Source organism: Kitasatospora sp. NPDC091276 (genome assembly GCF_040684355.1).
GTDB lineage: Bacteria > Actinomycetota > Actinomycetes > Streptomycetales > Streptomycetaceae > Kitasatospora.
On sequence record NZ_JBFBFU010000047.1, the window covers coordinates 29,409 to 49,596 of the forward strand.

At 76.1% G+C, this 20,188-nt stretch carries 2 protein-coding genes (1 of these 2 running past the window's edge); both read left to right on the forward strand.

The genetic code is table 11. The annotated features are described in order from the left end of the window. Positions 1-10,888 carry the end of a type I polyketide synthase gene (locus AB0O19_RS35655; protein ID WP_363625609.1) on the forward strand. Its footprint begins 17,105 nt before the window's first position, so the window shows 10,888 of its 27,993 coding nt (coding positions 17,106-27,993); the start codon falls outside the window, past its left edge; it ends in the stop codon at positions 10,886-10,888. A gap of 10 nt (positions 10,889-10,898) precedes the next feature. Next, a partial coding sequence (locus tag AB0O19_RS35660; protein ID WP_363625607.1) for an SDR family NAD(P)-dependent oxidoreductase occupies positions 10,899-20,188 on the forward strand: 9,290 nt, incomplete at its 3' end.

Consider the following 20,188-nt stretch of genomic DNA (forward strand, 5'->3'; position numbering starts at 1 on the left):
CCTCTCCACCTGGCGCCGCGCCCGCCGCGAGCGCTCCGCCGTGGACGCCTGGCGCTACCGCGCCTCCTGGACGCCGCTCGACGGGCCGGGCGCTGCTGAGGCCCGGCCGTCCGGCCGCTGGCTGGTGCTCGCCTCGGACGACGCGCCGTGGGCGGACGGGCTCGTCGACGGGGTGACCCTCAGGGTCTCCGGCGACCGGGCCGCGCTCGCTTCACAGCTCCGTGACGTGACCGCGGAAGACGGCGGGTTCACCGGCGTCCTGTCCCTGCTCGCCTTCGGCGACGACCCGCTCGCCGCCACCGTCACCGCCGTCCAGGCCCTCGGCGACGCCGGCCTCACCGCCCCGCTGTGGTGCCTCACTCGCGGCGCCGCCGCCACCGGCCGCTCCGACCGGCCAGCCGACCCCTGGCAGGCCGCCGTCTGGGGCCTCGGCCGCTCCGCCGCCCTCGAACTGCCCACCCGCTGGGGCGGGCTGATCGACCTGCCGGAGCAGCTCGACGACACCGCGCTGCGCCGCCTGGCCGCCGCGCTCGCCCGCACCGACGGCGAGGACCAGCTCGCCGTCCGCGCCTCCGGCACCTTCGCCCGGCGCCTCGTGCGCCACCCGCTGGGTCACCCGCTGGGCGAGCGCCCGGCCGCCCGGCCGTACACGCCCGCCGGTACCGTGCTCATCACCGGCGGCACCGGCGGCCTCGGCGGGCAGCTCGCCCGTCGCCTCGCCGCCCAGGGCGCCGCGCACCTGCTGCTGCTCAGCCGTCGCGGCGCGGACGCCCCCGGCGCCGGGCAGTTGCGCGCGGACCTCGCCGCCCTCGGCGCCGACGTCACCCTGGCCGCCTGCGACGCCGCCGACCGGGACGCCCTCGCGGCCGTCCTCGCCGCCGTCCCCGCCGACCGGCCGCTCACCGCCGTGTTCCACACCGCCGGCGTCGTCGCCGACGGCACCCTCGACACCCTGACCGCCGAGCACTTCGCCGAAGTGTTCCGCCCCAAGGTCGACGCCGCGCACCACCTCGACGAGCTGACCCGCGACGCCGACCTCGCCGTCTTCGCCCTGTTCACCTCCACCGCCGGCACCATCGGAGCCGCCGGACAGGCCAACTACGCCGCCGCCAACGCCCATCTCGACGCCCTCGCCGAGCAGCGGCGCGCCGACGGCCGCCCGGCCACCGCGATCGCGTGGGGCCCGTGGGCCGGCGACGGCATGGCCGGGGCCGGCGTCGAACAGCGGGTGCGCCGCGGCGGCTACGGCCCGATGGCGCCCGAGCTCGCCCTGACCGCCCTCGGGCACGCCCTCGACCACGACGACACCGCGCTCACCGTCGCCGACATCGACTGGCGGCGTTTCGCCGCGGTCTTCACCCCGCAGCGGCCCGTCCCGCTGATCGCCGCGCTGGCCGGGCCGGCCGACCGTGCGGCCACCGCCGCCCCGGAGTCCGGGCTGCGGCAGCGCCTCGCCGAGCTGTCCGAGCAGGCCAGGGAGCGGTTCGTCCTCGACTTCGTGCGCACGCGCGTCGCGGCCGTCCTCGGCCATGCGGGCGGCGAACGCGTCGGCGCCGACCAGCCCTTCACCGACCTCGGCATGGACTCCCTCACCACCGTCGAACTGCGCAACGCCCTGACCGTCGCCACCGGCCTGAGCCTGCCCGCCACCCTGGTCTACGACCACCCGACCCCGGCCGACCTGGCCGCCCACCTCCTCGCCGAACTCCTCGGCACCCTGCCCGAACCCGGCCGGGCCCCGGTCCTGCGCGACGTCTCGGACGACCCCGTCGTGATCGTCGGGATGGCCTGCCGCTTCCCCGGCGGCATCGAGTCGCCGGAAGACCTCTGGCGGCTGCTCGGCGACGGCGCCGACGCCGTCCGCCCGTTCCCCGTCGACCGCGGCTGGGACCTCGACGCGCTCGGCCGCGGCGGCTCCGCCACCCTCCACGGCGGCTTCCTCGACGGGGTCGGCCGCTTCGACGCCCGCTTCTTCGGCATCTCCCCCCGCGAAGCCCTCGCCATGGACCCCCAGCAGCGCCTCCTCCTGGAGACCTCCTGGGAGGCCCTGGAGCGCTCCGGCATCGCCCCCGACCGCCTGCGCGGCAGCGACACCGGCGTCTTCGTCGGCACCAACGGCCAGGACTACCTGACCGTGCTGCGCCGCGGCACCGCAGACGTCCGCGGCCACGCCGCCACCGGCAACACCGCGAGCGTCCTGTCCGGCCGCCTCTCCTACACGCTCGGGCTGGAGGGCCCGGCCGTCACCGTCGACACCGCGTGCTCCTCCGCCCTCGTCTCGCTCCACCTGGCCGCCCGCGCGCTGCGCGCCGGGGAGTGCTCGCTGGCCCTGGCCGGCGGCGCCTCGGTGATGTCCAGCCCGGACGCCTTCGTCGAGTTCACCGCGCAGGGCGGCCTCGCCGCCGACGGCCGCTGCAAGTCCTTCGCCGACGCCGCCGACGGGACCGCGTGGTCCGAGGGCGCGGGCGTGCTCGTCCTGGAGCGGCTCTCCGACGCCCGCCGGCTCGGGCACCCGGTGCTCGCGGTCGTGCGCGGCAGCGCCGTCAACCAGGACGGCGCCTCGAACGGGCTGACGGCCCCCAGCGGACGGGCCCAGCAGCGGGTGATCGGCGCGGCCCTCGCCGACGCGGGCCTGACCGCCGCCGAGGTCGACGCCGTCGAGGCGCACGGCACCGGCACCGCCCTCGGCGACCCGATCGAGGCACACGCCCTGCTCGCCGCCTACGGGCGGGACCGCGAACTGCCGCTCCTGCTGGGCTCGGTGAAGTCCAACCTCGGCCACACCCAGGCCGCCGCCGGCGCCGCCGGCGTGATCAAGACGGTGCTCGCGATGCAGCGCGGGGAACTGCCGAAGTCGCTGCACGTCGACGCGCCCTCCCGGCATGTCGACTGGACGGCCGGCGCCGTGGAGCTCCTGACGGAGGCCCGCGACTGGCCGGAGACCGGCCGCCCGCGCCGGGCCGGCGTCTCCGCCTTCGGCGTCAGCGGCACCAACGCGCACATCCTGCTGGAGCAGGCGCCTGCGGCTGCGGACCCGGCCGGTCCGGTGCTGCCCGCAGACACCGCGCCGTGGGTGCTCTCCGCCAAGTCGGAAGCCGCGCTGGACGCTTCGCTCGCGCGCCTCGCCGAGGTGGACGGGCCGTCCGCGCTGGACGTCGCCCACTCGCTGGCCGTCGGCCGGGCCTCGCTCGGACACCGGGCGGTGCTGCTGGACGGCGCCGAGGTCGCGCGCGGCGTCGCCGCCGAGCGCTCGACGGCCTTCCTGTTCTCCGGGCAGGGATCGCAACGGATCGGCATGGGAAGGGAGTTGTACGCCCGCTTCGCGGTGTTCGCGGAGGCCTTCGACGGGGTCTGCGCACGGCTGGACCAGCAGCTGGACCGGCCGCTGCGGGACGTGGTGTGGGGCGACGACGCGAAACTGCTGAACCGGACGGAATACGCCCAGGCCGGGCTGTTCGCGGTCGAGGTGGCGTTGTTCCGGCTCGTCGAATCCCTGGGCGTGCGGCCTGAGTTCGTGGCCGGGCACTCGATCGGTGAGATCGCGGCCGCGCACGTGGCCGGGGTGTTCTCGCTGGAGGACGCGTGCACGCTGGTGGCTGCTCGCGGCCGGCTGATGCAGGCGCTCCCGGAGGGCGGCGCGATGCTCGCCGTGGAGGCATCGGAAGACGAAGTCCTGCCGCTGCTCGGCGAGTCCGTCTCGACCGCGGCGGTGAACGGTCCGACATCGGTGGTGGTGTCGGGCACTGCCGACGGCGTCGCCGCGATCGAGGCGCACTTCGTCGACCGGCGGACCACACGCCTGCGGGTCTCGCACGCCTTCCACTCGCCGCTGATGGAGCCGATGCTGGACGACTTCCGGGCCGTCCTCGACGGGCTCGCGTACCAGGCGCCTTCGATCCCGCTGGTCTCCAACCTGACCGGCGCCCTGGCCGAGGACGTCGAGTCGCCCGAGTACTGGGTGCGCCACGTCCGCGAGACCGTCCGCTTCGCCGACGGCGTCCGGGCGCTCGAAGAGGCGGGCGCCACCGCCTTCCTGGAGCTGGGCCCGGACGGCGTCCTCGCCGCGCTCGCCCAGCGGTCCGCCGGCGACCTCGACCGCGTGGTCGAAGCGACCTGCCGCCGCGACCGGCCCGAGGAACGGACCCTGGTCACCGCCCTCGCCCGCCTGCACGTCGCGGGCGTGCCGGTCGACTGGACCGCCCTCCTCGCCGGTACCGGCGCCCGCCACGCCGACCTGCCCACCTACCCGTTCCAGCGCGAGCTGTACTGGCCCGAGCGCGCGCCGGAGGCCGTCGCGGCTGGCGACCCGGCGGACGCCGCGTTCTGGTCCGCCGTCGAGCGCGCCGACACCGCCGCCCTCGGCACGACCCTGGGCCTGGACGACGACACGTCGCTCGGCGCGCTGCTCCCCGCCCTCTCGGCGTGGCGCCGCCGCCGGACCGAGCGGACGGACGCCGACCGGCTGCGCTACCGCGCCGTCTGGAAGCCGTACGCCGCCCCCACCGGCCCGGACGCCCTGCCGGGCACGTGGCTGGTCCTCGTCCCGGCCGGCCGGGACGACGACGCCTGGACGTCCGCGGTGCTCGCGGCCCTCGGCGCGGACGTCGTGCGTGTGGCGGTCGCCGGGGACGGCGCCGCGGACCTGGCCCCGCTCGCCGGGCCGATCACCGGCGTGGTGTCCCTGCTCGCCGCCCCCGACGGCGTGCCCACCGGGCTCGCCCGGCCGGACGCCCTGCTCGCCGCCCTCGTCGAGGCCGGCGTCGAGGCCCCGCTCTGGTGCCTCACCCGGGGCGCCGTCGCCGTCGGCGACACCGAGGCCCCGCAGGACGCCGCGCAGGCGGCCGTCTGGGGCATCGGCCGGGTGGCCGCCCTCGAACACCCGCAGCGCTGGGGCGGGTTGATCGACCTCCCCGAAGCGCCCGACGCCCGCACATCGGCCCGCCTGCGCGCCCTGCTGACGGCCGGGGACGGTGAGGACCAGCTGGCGCTGCGCCCCGCCGGAGCCTTCGCCCGCCGCCTCGTGCGCGCCGCGACGCCCGACACCGCACGCCCGTGGACCCCGCGCGGCTCTGTCCTGGTGGTCGGCGACCCGACAGGCCACGCGACCCCCGCCGCCCGCTGGCTCGCCCGTGCGGGTGCTCAGCAGGTGACGCTGCTCGCCGCTGACGCCGACATCGACGGCGAGGCCGTCGATCGCCTGCGCGCCGAGCTCGCCGAGCACGGCACCGGGCTGACACTCGTCACCGGCACGCCCGGCGACGCGAAGGCCGTCGCCTCCGTCCTCGGGCTGCCCGACCTCTCCGCCGTCCTCTACACGGGCCGGGCCGGCGAGCCCGCCGACCACCTCGCCGGGCTGCTCGCCGACCTCAGGGCGCTCGACGAGGCGCTCGCGGACCGGGAGCTCGACGCCTACGTGCTCTTCGGGTCGATCACCGGCACCTGGGGCGTGAAGGGCCGGACCGACGAGGCCGCCGCCGGTGCCCTCCTCGACGCCGTCGCCCAGGGCCGCCGTGCCGCCGGGCGGGCCGCCACCGCCGTCTCGTGGGGCGCCTGGGCGGGCAGCACGCCCGATTCCCTGGCCGCGCACCTGCGGGCCAACGGGCTGCCGCCGATCGCGCCCGACCGCGCCCTGGCGGCGCTCGCCGCCGCCCCCGACGGCCCGGCCGTCGCCGTCGCCGACGTCGACTGGGAGCGTTTCGCGCCCGCCTTCGCCGAGGCCCGGCCGACGCGGCTCTTCGCCGACCTGCCCGAGGCCCGCGTCGCCGCGCGCCCCGAGGAGGAGACCGGGAGCCGCGCCGACGCGCTGCGCGCCGGTCTGCGCGAGCGGTCGGCGGCCGAACGCACCGAGGTGCTGCTGGCGATCGTCCGGACCGAGTCGGCCGCCGTGCTCGGTCACACCGACGCCGACGACGTACCGTCCGGGCACCCGTTCAAGGACCTCGGCTTCGACTCGCTGACCGCCGTCGACCTGCGCAACCGGCTCAACACCGCGACGGGCCTGCGCCTGCCCGCGACCCTCGTGTTCGACTACCCGAACCCGGCGGCCCTCGCCGTCCACCTCCGCGCCGAACTCTTCGACGAGGCGCGGGAAGTGGAGCGCTCGGCGGTCGCCGCCGACACCGACGACCCGATCGTGATCGTCGGCATGGGCTGCCGCTACCCGGGCGGCGTCCGGTCGCCCGAGGACCTGTGGCGGCTCCTGCGGGAGGGCACCGACGCGATCGGCCCCTTCCCGGCGGACCGAGGCTGGGACCTCGACCGGCTCGCCCACGGCGACTGTGACGGGCGCGGGCGCAGCGTCACCCAGCAGGGCGGGTTCCTGTACGACGCGGCCGAGTTCGACGCCGCCTTCTTCGGGGTCTCCCCGCGCGAGGCGATGGTCGTCGACCCGCAGCAGCGGCTCGTCCTGGAGACCGCGTGGGAGGCGCTGGAGCGCGCCGGGATCGACCCGGCGGGCCTGCGCGGCGGCGACACCGGCGTCTTCGTCGGCGGCGGCAGCGGCGACTACCGGCCGACCATCGGCCAGCTCGGGCACGTCGAGACCGCGCAGTCCGCGAGCCTGCTCTCCGGCCGGCTCTCCTACACCCTCGGGCTGGAGGGGCCCTCGGTCAGCGTGGACACCGCCTGCTCGTCCTCGCTGGTGGCGCTGCACCTGGCCGCCCAGGCCCTGCGGTCCGGCGAGTGCTCGCTGGCCCTGGCGGGCGGTGTGACGGTGATGTCGAGCCCGGTCGGTTTCGTGGAGTTCGGCGAGATGGGGGCGCTGTCCCGGGACGGGCGCTGCCGCACCTTCTCCGACGCCGCCGAGGGCACCGCGTGGTCCGAGGGCGTCGGCGTCCTGGTGGTCGAGCGGCTCTCCGACGCCGAGCGCCGCGGCCACCGCGTGCTGGCCGTCCTGCGCGGCTCCGCGATCAACCAGGACGGCGCGTCGAACGGCATCACCGCGCCCAACGGCCCGTCCCAGCAGCGCGTCATCCGGCGCGCCCTGGCCAACGCGGGCCTGGCGCCCGCTGAGGTCGACGCCGTCGAGGCGCACGGCACCGGCACCAGGCTCGGCGACCCGATCGAGGCCCAGGCGCTCCTCGCCACCTACGGCCAGGACCGCGAACGGCCCGTCCTGATCGGCGCGCTGAAGTCGAACCTGGGCCACACCCAGGCCGCCTCCGGCGTGGCCGGGGTCATCAAGATGGTGCTGGCCATGCGGCACGGCCTGCTGCCGCGCACGCTGCACGTCGGCACGCCGTCCTCGCACGTCGACTGGACGGCCGGCGCCGCCGAGCTCCTCACCGAGGAGACCGCGTGGCCGGCCACCGGCCACCCGCGACGGGCGGGCGTCTCCGCCTTCGGCGCGAGCGGCACCAACGCCCACGTCATCGTCGAGGCGCCGCCCGCGGCCGAGCCGGCCGAGGAGCACCCGGACGACCGGCCGCTGCCCGTCCCGCTCTCCGCCGCGACGCCCGCCGCGCTGCGCGAGCAGGCCCACCTGCTGCTCGGCCACCTCGCCGCGCACCCGGAGCTGACGGTCCGCGACCTCGGCCACTCGCTCGCCACCACCCGCACGCTGCTCGACCACCGGGCCGCCGTGCTCGCCGCCGACCGCGCCGAGCTGACGCAGGGCCTGCACGCCCTCGTCGACGGCCGGGCCGTCCCGCAGCTCCTCCAGGGCTCGCCCCTGGGTGGGAGGACCGCCTTCCTCTTCCCCGGCCAGGGCTCGCAGCGCCCCGGCGCCGGGCGGGAGCTGTACGCCTCCCACCCGGTGTTCGCCGACGCGCTGGACGCCGTCCTCGCGGGCTTCGAGGGGCGGCTGGCCGGGCCGCTGCGCCCGGTGATGTTCGCGGGGGAGGGTTCGGCGCAGGCTTCGCTGCTGGACGGCACGGGGTATGCGCAGCCGGCGCTGTTCGCGTTGGAGGTGGCGCTGTTCCGGCTGGTGGAGTCGTGGGGTCTGCGGCCCGATTTCGTGGTCGGGCACTCGGTCGGTGAGATCGCGGCGGCGCATGTGGCGGGGGTGTTCTCGCTGGAGGACGCCTGCGCGCTGGTGGCCGCTCGTGCCCGGCTGATGTCCGAACTGCCGGGTGGTGGAGCGATGGTGTCCGTCGAGGCGACGGAGGCGGAGGTGCTGGCGCTGCTGACGGACGGCGTCTCGATCGCCGCCGTCAACGGCCCGCGCGCCGTCGTCCTCTCCGGAGACGCGGACGCCGTCGAACGCATCGCCGCCGGATTCGCCGCCGACGGACGCAGGACTAGGCGTTTGCGGGTGAGCCATGCGTTTCACTCCGTACACATGGACGCCATGCTCGACGACTTCGAGCGGACCGCCCGGGGCATCGCCCACGCCGCCCCGCGCATCCCGCTCGTGTCCAACCTGACCGGCGACGTCGTCACCGGCGACACCGGTGCGGAGTACGGGGCGCAGTACTGGGTGCGCCACGTCCGCGAGGCCGTCCGCTTCGCCGACGGCGTCGCCGCCCTCACCGCCCGCGGCGTGCGCCGCCACCTCGAACTCGGCCCGGACGGCGTGTTGTCCGCCCTCGTCCAGGCCAACACCGGGGAGGACGCCGACCCGGCCCGCCCGGTGGTCACCGCCACCGCGCTGCGCCACGGCCGCGACGAACGCACGACCCTGCTCGCCGCCGTCGCCCGGCTGCACACCGACGGGCTCGCGCCGGACTGGTCCGCCGTCTTCGCCGGCACCGGCGCCCGCCGGGTCGACCTGCCCACCTACCCGTTCCAGCGGCAGCGCTACTGGCCGGAGCAGTCGGTGACCCCGGTGGCCTCCCCGGACGGCGGGTTCTGGACGGCGCTGCGCACCGCGTCCTTCGACGCGCTCGCCGACACCCTGGACGTCGACGGCGACGCCCTCGCCCAGGTGCTCCCGGCGCTGCGCGACTGGCACGACCGGCGCGAGGAGCAGGCCGCGGTGGACGCCCGCCGCCGGCGGATCGGCTGGAAGCCGCTCGACCGGCCCTGCGCCGCGGCCCCGGCCGGCACCTGGCTCGCCGTCGTACCGGCCGGCCACGGTGACACGGCCTGGACGGACGCCGTCCTCGCCGCACTCGGCGCGGACGCCGTCCGGCTCACCGTCGAGGCTGACACCGACCGGGCCGGCCTCGCCAAGCAGCTCGCCGAACTCCCCTGCGCGGCCGAGGAGATCACCGGATCGGTGTCGCTCCTCGCACTCGACGAGTCCGCAGACGGCAGCGCCCCCGCCGGGCTCGCCCGCACCGCCGCCCTGGTGCAGGCCCTCGGCGACGCCCGGATCGGCGCACCCCTGTGGTGCCTCACCCGGGACGCCGTCGCGGCCGCCCCCGGCGACCGCGTCACCGGCCTGGCCCAGGCGGCCGTCTGGGGCCTCGGCCGGGTCGCGGCCCTCGAACTCCCGCAACGCTGGGGAGGCCTGATCGACCTGCCCGCCAGCCTCGACCGGCGCACCGCCGCCCTGCTGGCCGCCGTCCTCGCCGACCCGGACGGGGAGGACCAGCTGGCCGTCCGGCCCACCGGGGTCCTCGGCCGGCGCCTGGCCGCCACGCCCGGCGGCTCGACGGCCGGTGGTGCTCCGGCCGGTGACCAGGCGCACTGGGACCCGACCGGCACCGTCCTGATCACCGGCGGCACCGGCGCGCTCGGCGGCGAGGTCGCCCGCGGCCTCGCCGCCGCCGGCGCGCGGCACCTCGTGCTGCTGAGCCGTCGAGGCCTGGACGCTCCCGGGGCAGCCGAGCTCCGCGAGGAACTCGCCGCCACCGGCACCGCCGTCACCGTCGCGGCCTGCGACGCGGCCGATCGGGAGGCGCTCGCCGCCGTCCTGGCCGCCGTGCCCGCCGAACACCCGCTGACCGCCGTCGTCCACGCCGCCGGCGTGCTCGACGACGGCGTCATCGACGGCCTCACCCCCGACCGCTTCGAGGACGTCTACCGCGCCAAGGCCACCTCGGCCCTCCTGCTCGACGAGCTGACCAGGGACCGCGACCTCGCCGTCTTCGCCCTGTTCTCCTCCGCCTCCGCGGCCGTCGGCAACCCCGGCCAGGGCAACTACGCGGCCGCCAACGCCGTCCTCGACGCCCTCGCCGAGCGCCGCCGCGCCGACGGACTCGCCGCCACGTCCCTCTCGTGGGGCGCCTGGGCCGGTGGCGGCATGGCCGCCGACGCCCGGGCCGGCGAGGCCGCCCGCCGCACCGGCATCCGGCCGCTTGACCCGGCCGTCGCGGTCGCCGCGCTGCGCCGCGCCGTCCTCGACACCGTGCCGACCACCCTGGTCGCCGACGTCGACCCGGAGCGCTTCGTCCGGGCCTTCACCGCCGTCCGCCCGAGCCGGCTGCTCGCCGAACTCCCCGGCTACGCCGACCCGCGGGGCCCCGGCGGCGACCCGGCCGACGGCCGCGAGCTGCGCGCCGAACTGGCCGCGCTCAGCCCGGCCCGCCGCTCCGCCGCCCTCCTCGGGCTGGTGCGCGGCCGCGCGGCCGAGGTGCTCGGGCTGCCCGGCATCGAGGCCGTCGGCCCCGAGAAGGCCTTCCGCGACCTCGGGTTCGACTCGCTCGGCGCGATCGAGCTGCGCAACCGGCTCGGCGCCGCCACCGGCCTCGACCTGTCCCCGACGCTGGTCTTCGACCACCCGAGCCCGACCGAGCTCGCCGAGCACCTGCTCGGCCGGCTGTTCGAGGGCGACGGCGGGGCCGGAACGGACGGCGCGGACCCCGAGCGCGCCCGCCTGCGGGCGCTCGTCGAGTCCGTCCCGCTGGACCGCCTGCGGCGCAGCGGCGTCCTGGACGCGCTGCTGAGGCTCGCCGACGGCGGGCCCGCCCAGGAGGCCGAGGACACCGACGCGATCGACGCGATGGACCTGGACGACCTGGTACAGGCCGCCCTGCGCAACGACCCCGACCACGCCCAGGACTGACGGAGCAGAGATGACCACGCCCCACGACAAGGTAGTCGCCGCTCTCCGGTCCTCCATGAAGGAGGCCGAACGGCTGCGCAGCCAGAACCGGCAGCTCCTGGCCGCGGCCGCCGAACCCGTCGCCGTCATCGGCATGGGCTGCCGCTACCCCGGCGGCGTCGCCTCGCCCGAGGACCTCTGGGACCTCGTGGCGGGCGGCACCGACGCCACCGGCGGGTACCCGGCCGACCGCGGCTGGGACCTCGGCGCCCTGGCGGACGCCGGCGTCGACGAGCGCGGCACCCGCGTCTCGCGGCGTGGCGGCTTCCTCGACTCGGTGTCCGGCTTCGACGCCGAATTCTTCGGCATCTCGCCGCGCGAGGCCGTCTCCACCGACCCCCAGCAGCGCCTGCTGCTGGAGACGTCGTGGGAGGCGTTCGAGCGGGCGGGCCTGGACCCGACGGCGCTGCGCGGCAGCCGCACCGGTGTCTTCCTCGGCACCAACGGCCAGGACTACGCGTACCTGCTGGTGCGCTCCCTAGCCGACGCGACCGGCGACATCGGCACCGGCATCGCCGCCTCGGCCCTCTCCGGCCGGGTGTCGTACACCCTCGGGCTGGAAGGCCCGGCGGTGACGGTCGACACCGCGTGCTCGTCCTCGCTGGTCGCCCTGCACTGGGCGGTCCAGGCGCTGCGGGCCGGCGAGTGCACGCTCGCCGTCGCGGGCGGCGTCAACGTGATGGCGACGCCCGGCTCGCTGATGGAGTTCTCCCGGCAGGGCGGGCTCGCCTCGGACGGGCGCTGCAAGGCGTTCGCCGACGGTGCCGACGGGACGGGCTGGGCCGAGGGCGTCGGCGTGCTGGTGCTGGAGCGCCTCTCGGACGCCCGCCGCAACGGGCACCGCGTCCTCGCGGTCGTCCGGGGCTCGGCGGTGAACCAGGACGGCGCGTCCAACGGCTTCACCGCGCCCAACGGCCCCTCGCAGCAGCGGGTGATCCGCCAGGCGCTCGCCAAAGCCGGGCTGACGGCCGCCGACGTCGACGCCGTCGAGGGCCATGGCACGGGCACGCCGCTGGGCGACCCGATCGAGGCCCAGGCGCTCCTCGCCGCCTACGGGCAGGGGCGGGAGGACGGCCGGCCGCTCTGGCTGGGCTCGGTCAAGTCCAACTTCGGCCACGCCCAGGCGGCGGCCGGCGTCGCGGGCGTCATCAAGATGGTGGAGGCGATGCGGGCGGGCGTGCTGCCGAAGACGCTGCACGCGGACACGCCGTCCTCGCGTGTGGACTGGTCGGCGGGCGCGGTGCGGCTGCTGACGGAGGCGCGCGAGTGGCCGGGGGGCGAGCGGCCCCGCCGGGCGGGTGTGTCGTCGTTCGGGATCAGCGGGACGAACGCGCATGTGATCGTCGAGGAGGCTCCGGCGGAGGATGTTTCCGGGGCGGATCTCTCGGTCGTGCCCGGTGTGGTGCCGTGGGTGGTCTCGGCGAAGTCGGGGGCGGCGCTGGACGTGCAGGTGGAGCGGCTCGCCGGGGTCGGGGGCTCGGTGGTGGACGTAGGGCTGTCGCTGGCGGGGCGCTCGCGGTTCGGGCATCGGGCGGTGCTGGTGGACGGGGCCGAGGTTGCGCGCGGGGTGGCGGGGGAGTGGTCGACGGCGTTCCTGTTCTCGGGGCAGGGGTCGCAGCGGCTGGGGATGGGGCGGGAGTTGTATGCCCGGTTCCCGGTGTTCGCCGAGGCGTTCGATGCGGTGTGTGTGGAGTTCGATCCGGGCTTGCGTGGTGTGGTGTGGGGTTCGGATGCGGAGCTGCTGAACCAGACCGCGAATGCCCAGTGCGGACTGTTCGCGGTCGAGGTGGCGCTGTTCCGGCTGCTCGAATCGCTGGGTGTGGGGCCGGAGTTCGTGGCCGGGCACTCGGTCGGTGAGATCGCGGCGGCGCATGTGGCCGGGGTGTTCTCGCTGGAGGACGCGTGCAAGCTGGTGAGCGCTCGTGGCCGTCTGATGCAGGCACTCCCGTCGGGTGGCGCGATGCTGGCGGTGCAGGCGTCGGAGGACGAAGTCCTGCCGCTGCTCACGGGTTTCGTGTCGATCGCGGCCGTCAACGGTCCGGCCTCCGTCGTCGTCTCGGGCGCGGGGGAGGCCGTCGCGGAGATCGAGGCGCACTTCGCCGACCGGCGGACCACGCGCCTTCGGGTGTCCCACGCGTTCCATTCGCCGTTGATGGACCCGATGTTGGAGGACTTCCGCGAGGTCCTCAACGGGCTGAGCTTCAGCGCGCCTTCGATCCCGCTGGTCTCCAACCTCACCGGCGCCCTCGGCGAGGACGTCACCAGCCCCGACTACTGGGTGCGCCACGTCCGCGAGGCCGTCCGCTTCGCCGACGGCGTCCGCACCCTGCGCGAGTCCGGCGCTACCGCTTTCGTCGAGCTGGGCCCGGACGGCGTCCTCGCCGCCCTCGCCCAGCAGGACGGGGACGCTCCCGCGCTCCCGCTGCTGCGTCGCGACCGGTCCGAGGAGCACACCCTCGTCACCGCGCTGGCCCGCCTGCATGTCGCGGGTGTCCCGGTCGACTGGGCGCGGCTCTTCGAGGGCACCGGCGCCCGCCGCGTCGACCTGCCCACCTACGCCTTCCAACACGAGCACTACTGGCCCGCCCTGGGCAGCGGCGTCGGCGACGTCGCCTCCGCCGGTCTGCTGGCGGCGGACCACCCGCTGCTCGGGGCGGCCGTGCCGCTCGCGGGTACGGACGACGTCGTTTTCACCGGCCGGCTCTCGCCCGGCATGGCGGCGGCGTGGGACGGCGAAGCGGACGTCTTCCCGGCGGCCGGGTTCCTGGAGCTGGCGATCCGGGTCGGCGACCACGTCGGCTGCGACCGGGTCGAGCGGCTCGCCGTCACCCGACCGCTCGCCCTGGGCGTCACGGGTGGCGGCACGATGGTCCAGGTCCGGGCAGGCGCGCCGGACGAGTCGGGTGCGCGGACGGTGACGTTCTTCTCGCGCCCCGACGGTGGGCTCGACGAGGCCTGGACCGAGCACGCCACCGGGGTGCTGGCCACGGGAGCGTGCGCCGCCGACTTCGACGCGGCGGTCTGGCCGCCGACCGGCGCGGTCGCGGACGGCGCCGGCGTCTGGCGGCGCGGCGAGGAGACCTTCGTCGAGGCCGAGCTCCCGGCCGAATTGGCAGGCTCGGCGGCCGGGTTCGGTCTGCACCCGGCGTTGCTGGCCGCCGTCCTGCGGGCGGACGACCGAGGGCTCGTGCCGGTGGCGTGGTCCGGGGTGTCGCTGCACGCCACGGGTGCCACGGTGGTGCGGGCCCGGCTGGCGCGGACGGGCGCGGACACGCTGTCGCTGGTCCTCGCCGACGCGGCGGGCGAGCTCGTGCTGTCGGCGGAGTCCGTGGAGGTGGGCGAGCCGGCCGCTGCTATCCATAGGGCGAACGGGTCGCTGCTGCGCCTGGAGTGGGTCGCGGCTGCGCCCGCCCGGCCGGTGAGCGTCCGGTCCGTGACGCTGGGTGTGGAGGTCGCGGAACTGTCGGAGCTCGGCGACGAGGTGCCCGGCGCTGTGGTGGTCCCGGTGGCGGGTGGTTCGACGCCGGAGGCCGTGCACGAGGTGACGGCGTGGGTGCTGGGCCTGGTGCAGGAGTGGCTGGCCGAGCCGCGCTTCGCGCACGCGCGCCTCGTCTTCGTCACGCGGGGTGCCGTGGCGGGTGGCGAGGTGTCCGACCTCGTCGGCGCTGCCGTGTGGGGTCTGGTGCGGGTGGCGGAGTCGGAGAACCCGGGCCGGTTCGTGCTCGTGGACGCGGACGGCGAGTTGCCGCTGGACGCAGTGCTGGCGACCGGCGAGTCGCAGGTGCTGGTCCGCGAGGACGCCGTGCGCGTCGGTCGACTGACCCGCGCTGCGGGCGGCGGGTCATCTGCGGGCTGGGGTGGTGGCACGGTCGTCGTCACGGGCGGCACCGGCGGCCTCGGCCGGCTCGTCGCGCGCCACCTGGTGGCGGAACACGGCGTCCGGGACCTGCTGTTGCTGAGCCGCCGCGGTGGCGCCGGCGCGTGGCTGGAGGAACTGCGCGAGCTGGGCGCCGACGTCGAGGTGGTGGCCTGTGACGCCGCCGACCGGGAGGCCCTCATGGAGACGCTGCACGGCCGGACGGTCACGGGCGTCGTGCACGCGGCCGGTGTGCTGGACGACGGCGTCGTGAGCACCCTGACGCCCGAGCGTCTCTCCGCCGTACTGCGCCCCAAGGTGGACGCGGCGTGGAACCTGCACGAGCTGACCAAGGACCAGGACCTCAAGGCCTTCGTCCTCTTCTCGTCGATATCCGGTGTGTTGGGCAGCGCCGGTCAGGGCAACTACGCGGCGGCCAACGTCTATCTCGACGCGCTGGCGCACTGGCGCCGCCACCAGGGCCTGCCAGCCCAGTCGCTGGGCTGGGGTGCGTGGGTGCCGACGGCCGGTATGACGGGGACGCTCTCCGAGGCCGACCTGCACCGGATCCGCTCCGCTGGCGTCCCGCCCCTGACCGAGGAGGACGGTCTCGCCCTGCTCGACGCCGCCATGGCTGTTGACGAGCCCTACCTGGTCGCGACGGGCCGCATGGCCGCCGGCGCCCGCCCACGCGGCGAGGTGCCGACGATGTTCCGCGCCCTCCTGTCCCCCGGGCGCCGTACCGCCGTGAGCACCACGGGCACGGGGGCCGCGCTCGCCGCCCGTCTCCTCGAACTGCGCGAGGGCGACCGCCTGCGTCACCTCGTCGACCTCGTCCGTGCGGAGGCGGCCGGCGTCCTCGGCCACGCCTCGGGCCAAGCGGTCGACCCCGGAAGGGAGTTCCGGGACCTCGGGTTCGACTCCCTCATCGCGATCGAGCTGCGCAACCGCCTCGCCGACGTCACCGGGCTCCGGCTCCCGGCCACCCTGGTCTTCGACTACCCGACCCCGCACGTCCTCGCCGCGCACCTCCTCGGGGAACTCCTCGGCGAAGAGGACGACTTGGTGGCCCCGGCGGCCGCCACCCGCGCCGACGCCGGGGAGCCGGTCGCGATCGTCGGCATGGCCTGCCGCCTGCCCGGCGGAGTGCGGACCCCCGAGGACCTGTGGCGGCTCCTAAGCGAAGGCCGCGACGGCATCACCGACTTCCCGACCGACCGGGGCTGGGACCTCGCAGCGCTCTTCGGCACCGGCCACGGCGTGAGCGCCACCCGCCAGGGCGGCTTCCTCGCCGGCCTGGGCGACTTCGACGCGGCTTTCTTCGGCATCTCGCCGCGTGAGGCCCTCGCGATGGACCCGCAGCAGCGGCTCCTGCTGGAGACGTCCTGGGAGGCCTTCGAGCGGGCGGGCATCGACCCGACCGCGTTGCGCGGCAGCCGGACGGGCGTCTTCGTCGGCACGACGGGCCAGGACTACGCCCCGCTGGTGATGAACTCCCGGGAGGAGGTGGAGGGCCACGCGAGCACCGGGCTGGCCAACAGCGTGATCTCGGGCCGGGTGTCGTACTGCTTCGGCCTGGAGGGCCCGGCGCTCACGATCGACACCGCCTGCTCCTCCTCGCTCGTGGCGATGCACCTGGCCGCGCAGTCCCTCGACAGCGGCGAGTGCACGCTGGCGCTGGCCGGCGGTGTGACCGTGCTGTCCACGCCGATGAGCTTCCTCGGCTTCACCCGCCAGGGCGGACTGGCCACGGACGGGCGCTGCAAGGCGTTCGCGGACGGTGCCGACGGGACGGGCTGGTCGGAGGGCGCCGGTGTGCTGGTGCTGGAGCGGCTCTCGGACGCCCGCCGCAACGGGCACCCGGTGCTGGCCGTCGTGCGCGGCAGCGCCGTCAACCAGGACGGCGCGTCGAACGGCCTGACGGCCCCCAACGGCCCGTCCCAGCAGCGCGTGATCCGCCAGGCACTGGCCAACGCGGGGCTGTCGGCCGACGAGGTGGACGCCGTCGAGGCGCACGGCACGGGCACGCCCCTCGGCGACCCGATCGAGGCCCAGGCGCTCCTCGCCACCTACGGGCAGGACCGCGAACTCCCGCTGTTCCTCGGCTCGGTGAAGTCCAACCTCGGGCACACCCAGGCGGCGGCCGGGGTCGCGGGCGTCATCAAGATGGTGGAGGCGATGCGGGCGGGAGTGCTGCCGAGGACGCTGCACGTCGACGCGCCGTCCTCGCACGTCGACTGGTCGGCGGGCGCGGTGGAGCTCCTGACGGAGGCGCGTGCGTGGCCGGAGGCCGGACACCCGCGACGGGCCGGGGTCTCGTCGTTCGGGATCAGCGGGACGAACGCCCACGTGATCGTCGAGCAGGCGCCCGTGGTGGACCAGGCCGAGGAGCCGGGCATCGCGCCGGGCGCCGTGCCGTGGGTGGTCTCGGGAGCGTCGGAGGCCGCGCTGGACGCGCAACTGGCCGGGCTCGCCGACCTGAGCGGCTCGCCGGCGGACGTCGGGCTGTCGCTGGCGGGGCGGTCGCGGTTCGGGCACCGGGCGGTGCTGCTGGACGGCGCCGAGGTGGCGCGCGGTGCGGCGGGGGAGCGCAGGCTCGCGCTGCTGTTCTCCGGGCAGGGCTCGCAGCGGCTGGGGATGGGGCGGGAGTTGTATGCCCGGTTCCCGGTTTTCGCGGAGGCGTTCGACGCGGTGTGTGCGGCGATGGACATGCCTTTGCGCGAGGTGGTGTGGGGCGAGGACGAGGAGCTGCTGAACCAGACCGCGTACGCCCAGGCCGGGCTGTTCGCGGTCGAGGTGGCGCTGTTCCGTCTCGTCGAATCGCTGGGCGTGCGGGCCGAGTTCGTCGCGGGCCACTCGATCGGCGAGATCGCGGCGGCGTACGTCGCCGGGGTGTTCTCGCTGGAGGACGCGTGCGCCCTGGTCGCGGCCCGGGGCCGTCTCATGCAGGCGTTGTCTTCGGGTGGTGCGATGCTGGCGGTGCAGGCTACGGAGGACGAAGTCCTGCCGTTGCTGGACGGCGCCGTCTCCATCGCTGCCGTCAACGGACCGACGTCCGTCGTGGTCTCGGGCAGCGAGGAGGCCGTCGAGGCGATTCACCAGTACTTCGCCGACCGCAGGACCACGCGGCTGAAGGTCTCGCACGCCTTCCACTCGCCGCTGATGGACCCGATGCTGGACGACTTCCGGGCCGTCCTCGACGGGCTCGCGTACCAGGTCCCTTCGATCCCGCTGGTTTCCGACCTCACCGGTGAGGTCGGCGGCGAGGAGTTCACCACCCCCGACTACTGGGTGCGCCACGTCCGCGACGCCGTCCGCTTCGCCGACGGGATCCGCGCCCTCGACGCGGCCGGCGCGACGGACTACCTGGAGCTCGGTCCCGGCGGCGTGCTCACCGCCCTCGCCGAGCAGAACCTCGACGCGGGGGCCGACCGCGTCGCGGCCCCCGCGCTGCGCCCCGACCGGCCGGAGGAAAACGTCCTGCTGACGGCGCTCGCCCGCCTCCACGTCGCGGGCGTGCCCGTCGACTGGGCCCGGGTCTTCGACGGCACCGGCGCCCGGCGCGTCGACCTGCCGACGTACGCCTTCCAGCAGGAGCGCTACTGGCCCGCCCAGGCCGCGCACACGGGCGACGTGACCGGCGCGGGCCTGCGGCCGGCCGAGCACCCGCTGCTGGGCGCGGTGGTCTCCCCGGCCGACTCGGGCAGCGTGCTGCTGACCGGCCGACTGTCGCTGAAGGAGCAGCCGTGGCTGGGCGACCACCGGGTGGGCGGCGTGGCCGTCTTCCCGGCGACCGGGTTCCTGGAGCTGGCCGTCCGGGCCGCCGACCAGGTGGCCTGTGACCGGGTCGAGCGGCTGACGCTCGCCGAACCGCTCCCGCTGCCCGAGAACGGCGCCGTCGTCGTCCAACTGGTGGCCGGTGCCCCGGACGAGGCCGGGACGCGTCCGCTGAGCTGCTACACGCGGCCGGAGGACGCGGTGGACGGTCCGTGGACCTGCCGCGCCACCGGCACGCTGGCCGTCGGCGAGGCGGAGGGCGGCTTCGACGCCTCCGCGTGGCCCCCTGCGGACGCGGTCGCCGTGGACCTGGAGGACTGCTACGACCCGCTGGACCATGGCTCGGCGTTCCGCACGTTGCAGGCGGTGTGGCAGCGGGGCGACGAGGTGTTCGCCGAGGCCGTGCTGCCGGGCCGGGCCGAGGACGCGGCGCCGTACGGGCTGCACCCGGCGCTGCTGGAGGCGGCCGTCCAGATCGCCGCTCTGACGGAGGCGGACGGTGGCGAGCGGCTGGTGCCCACGGACTGGCGCGACGTGGCGCTGCACGCGACCGGCGCGGCCGTCGTGCGGCTGAGGGTCGCGAGGGCGGGCGCGGACGCGGTGTCCGTCGAGGTCGCGGACGCGGCGGGCGGGCCCGTGCTGTCGGCGGGGTCGCTGACGCTGGGCGAGCCGGCCGCCGTGGCCGAGCGGAGCGGACCGGCCGGGGCTCTGCTGCGGCTCGACTGGGTGGACGTCCCGGCGCGGGCTACCAGGCCCGTGCAGGCCGTCACCTTGGGCGAGGACGTGCCGTCACTCGCCGACGTGACCGGCGAGGTGCCGGAGGTCGTGCTCGTGCCGGTGGCGGGTGGTTCGACGCCGGAGGCCGTGCACGAGGTGACGGCGTGGGCGCTGGGCCTGGTGCAGGAGTGGCTGGCCGAGCCTCGGTTCGCGGACGCGCGCCTCGTCTTCGTCACGCGGGGTGCCGTGGCGGGTGGCGAGGTGTCCGACCTCGTCGGCGCTGCCGTGTGGGGCCTGGTGCGGGTGGCGGAGTCGGAGAACCCGGGCCGGTTCGTCCTGCTCGACGTCGAGCGCGCGTCGGACGTGAAGACGGCGCTGCCTGTCCTCTCCACCCGACTGGACGGTGGAGAATCCCAGTTCACCACCCGTGCCGGGGCCGTGCGGGTGGGCCGGCTCGCCCGAGTGGCCCCCGGCGGGCGCTCGAAGGGTTGGGGCTCGGGAACCGTGGTGGTCACGGGTGGTACCGGTGGTCTGGGTCGTCTCGTCGCCCGGCACCTGGTGGTCGGGCATGGTGTGCGTGACCTGCTGTTGCTGAGCCGGCGCGGGGGCGCGTCCGAGTTGGTGGACGAGTTGGCGGGGCTGGGCGCGCGTGTCGAGGTGGTGGCCTGTGACGTGGCCGACCGTGAGGCGCTGGCGCGGGCTCTGGACGGCCGGACGGTCACGGGTGTCGTGCACGCGGCCGGTGTGCTGGACGACGGCGTCGTGAGCACCCTGACGCCCGAGCGTCTCTCCGCCGTACTGCGCCCCAAGGTGGACGCGGCGTGGAACCTGCACGAGCTGACCAAGGACCAGGATCTCAAGGCCTTCGTCCTGTTCTCCTCCATCTCGGGCGTGATGGGTACGGCGGGTCA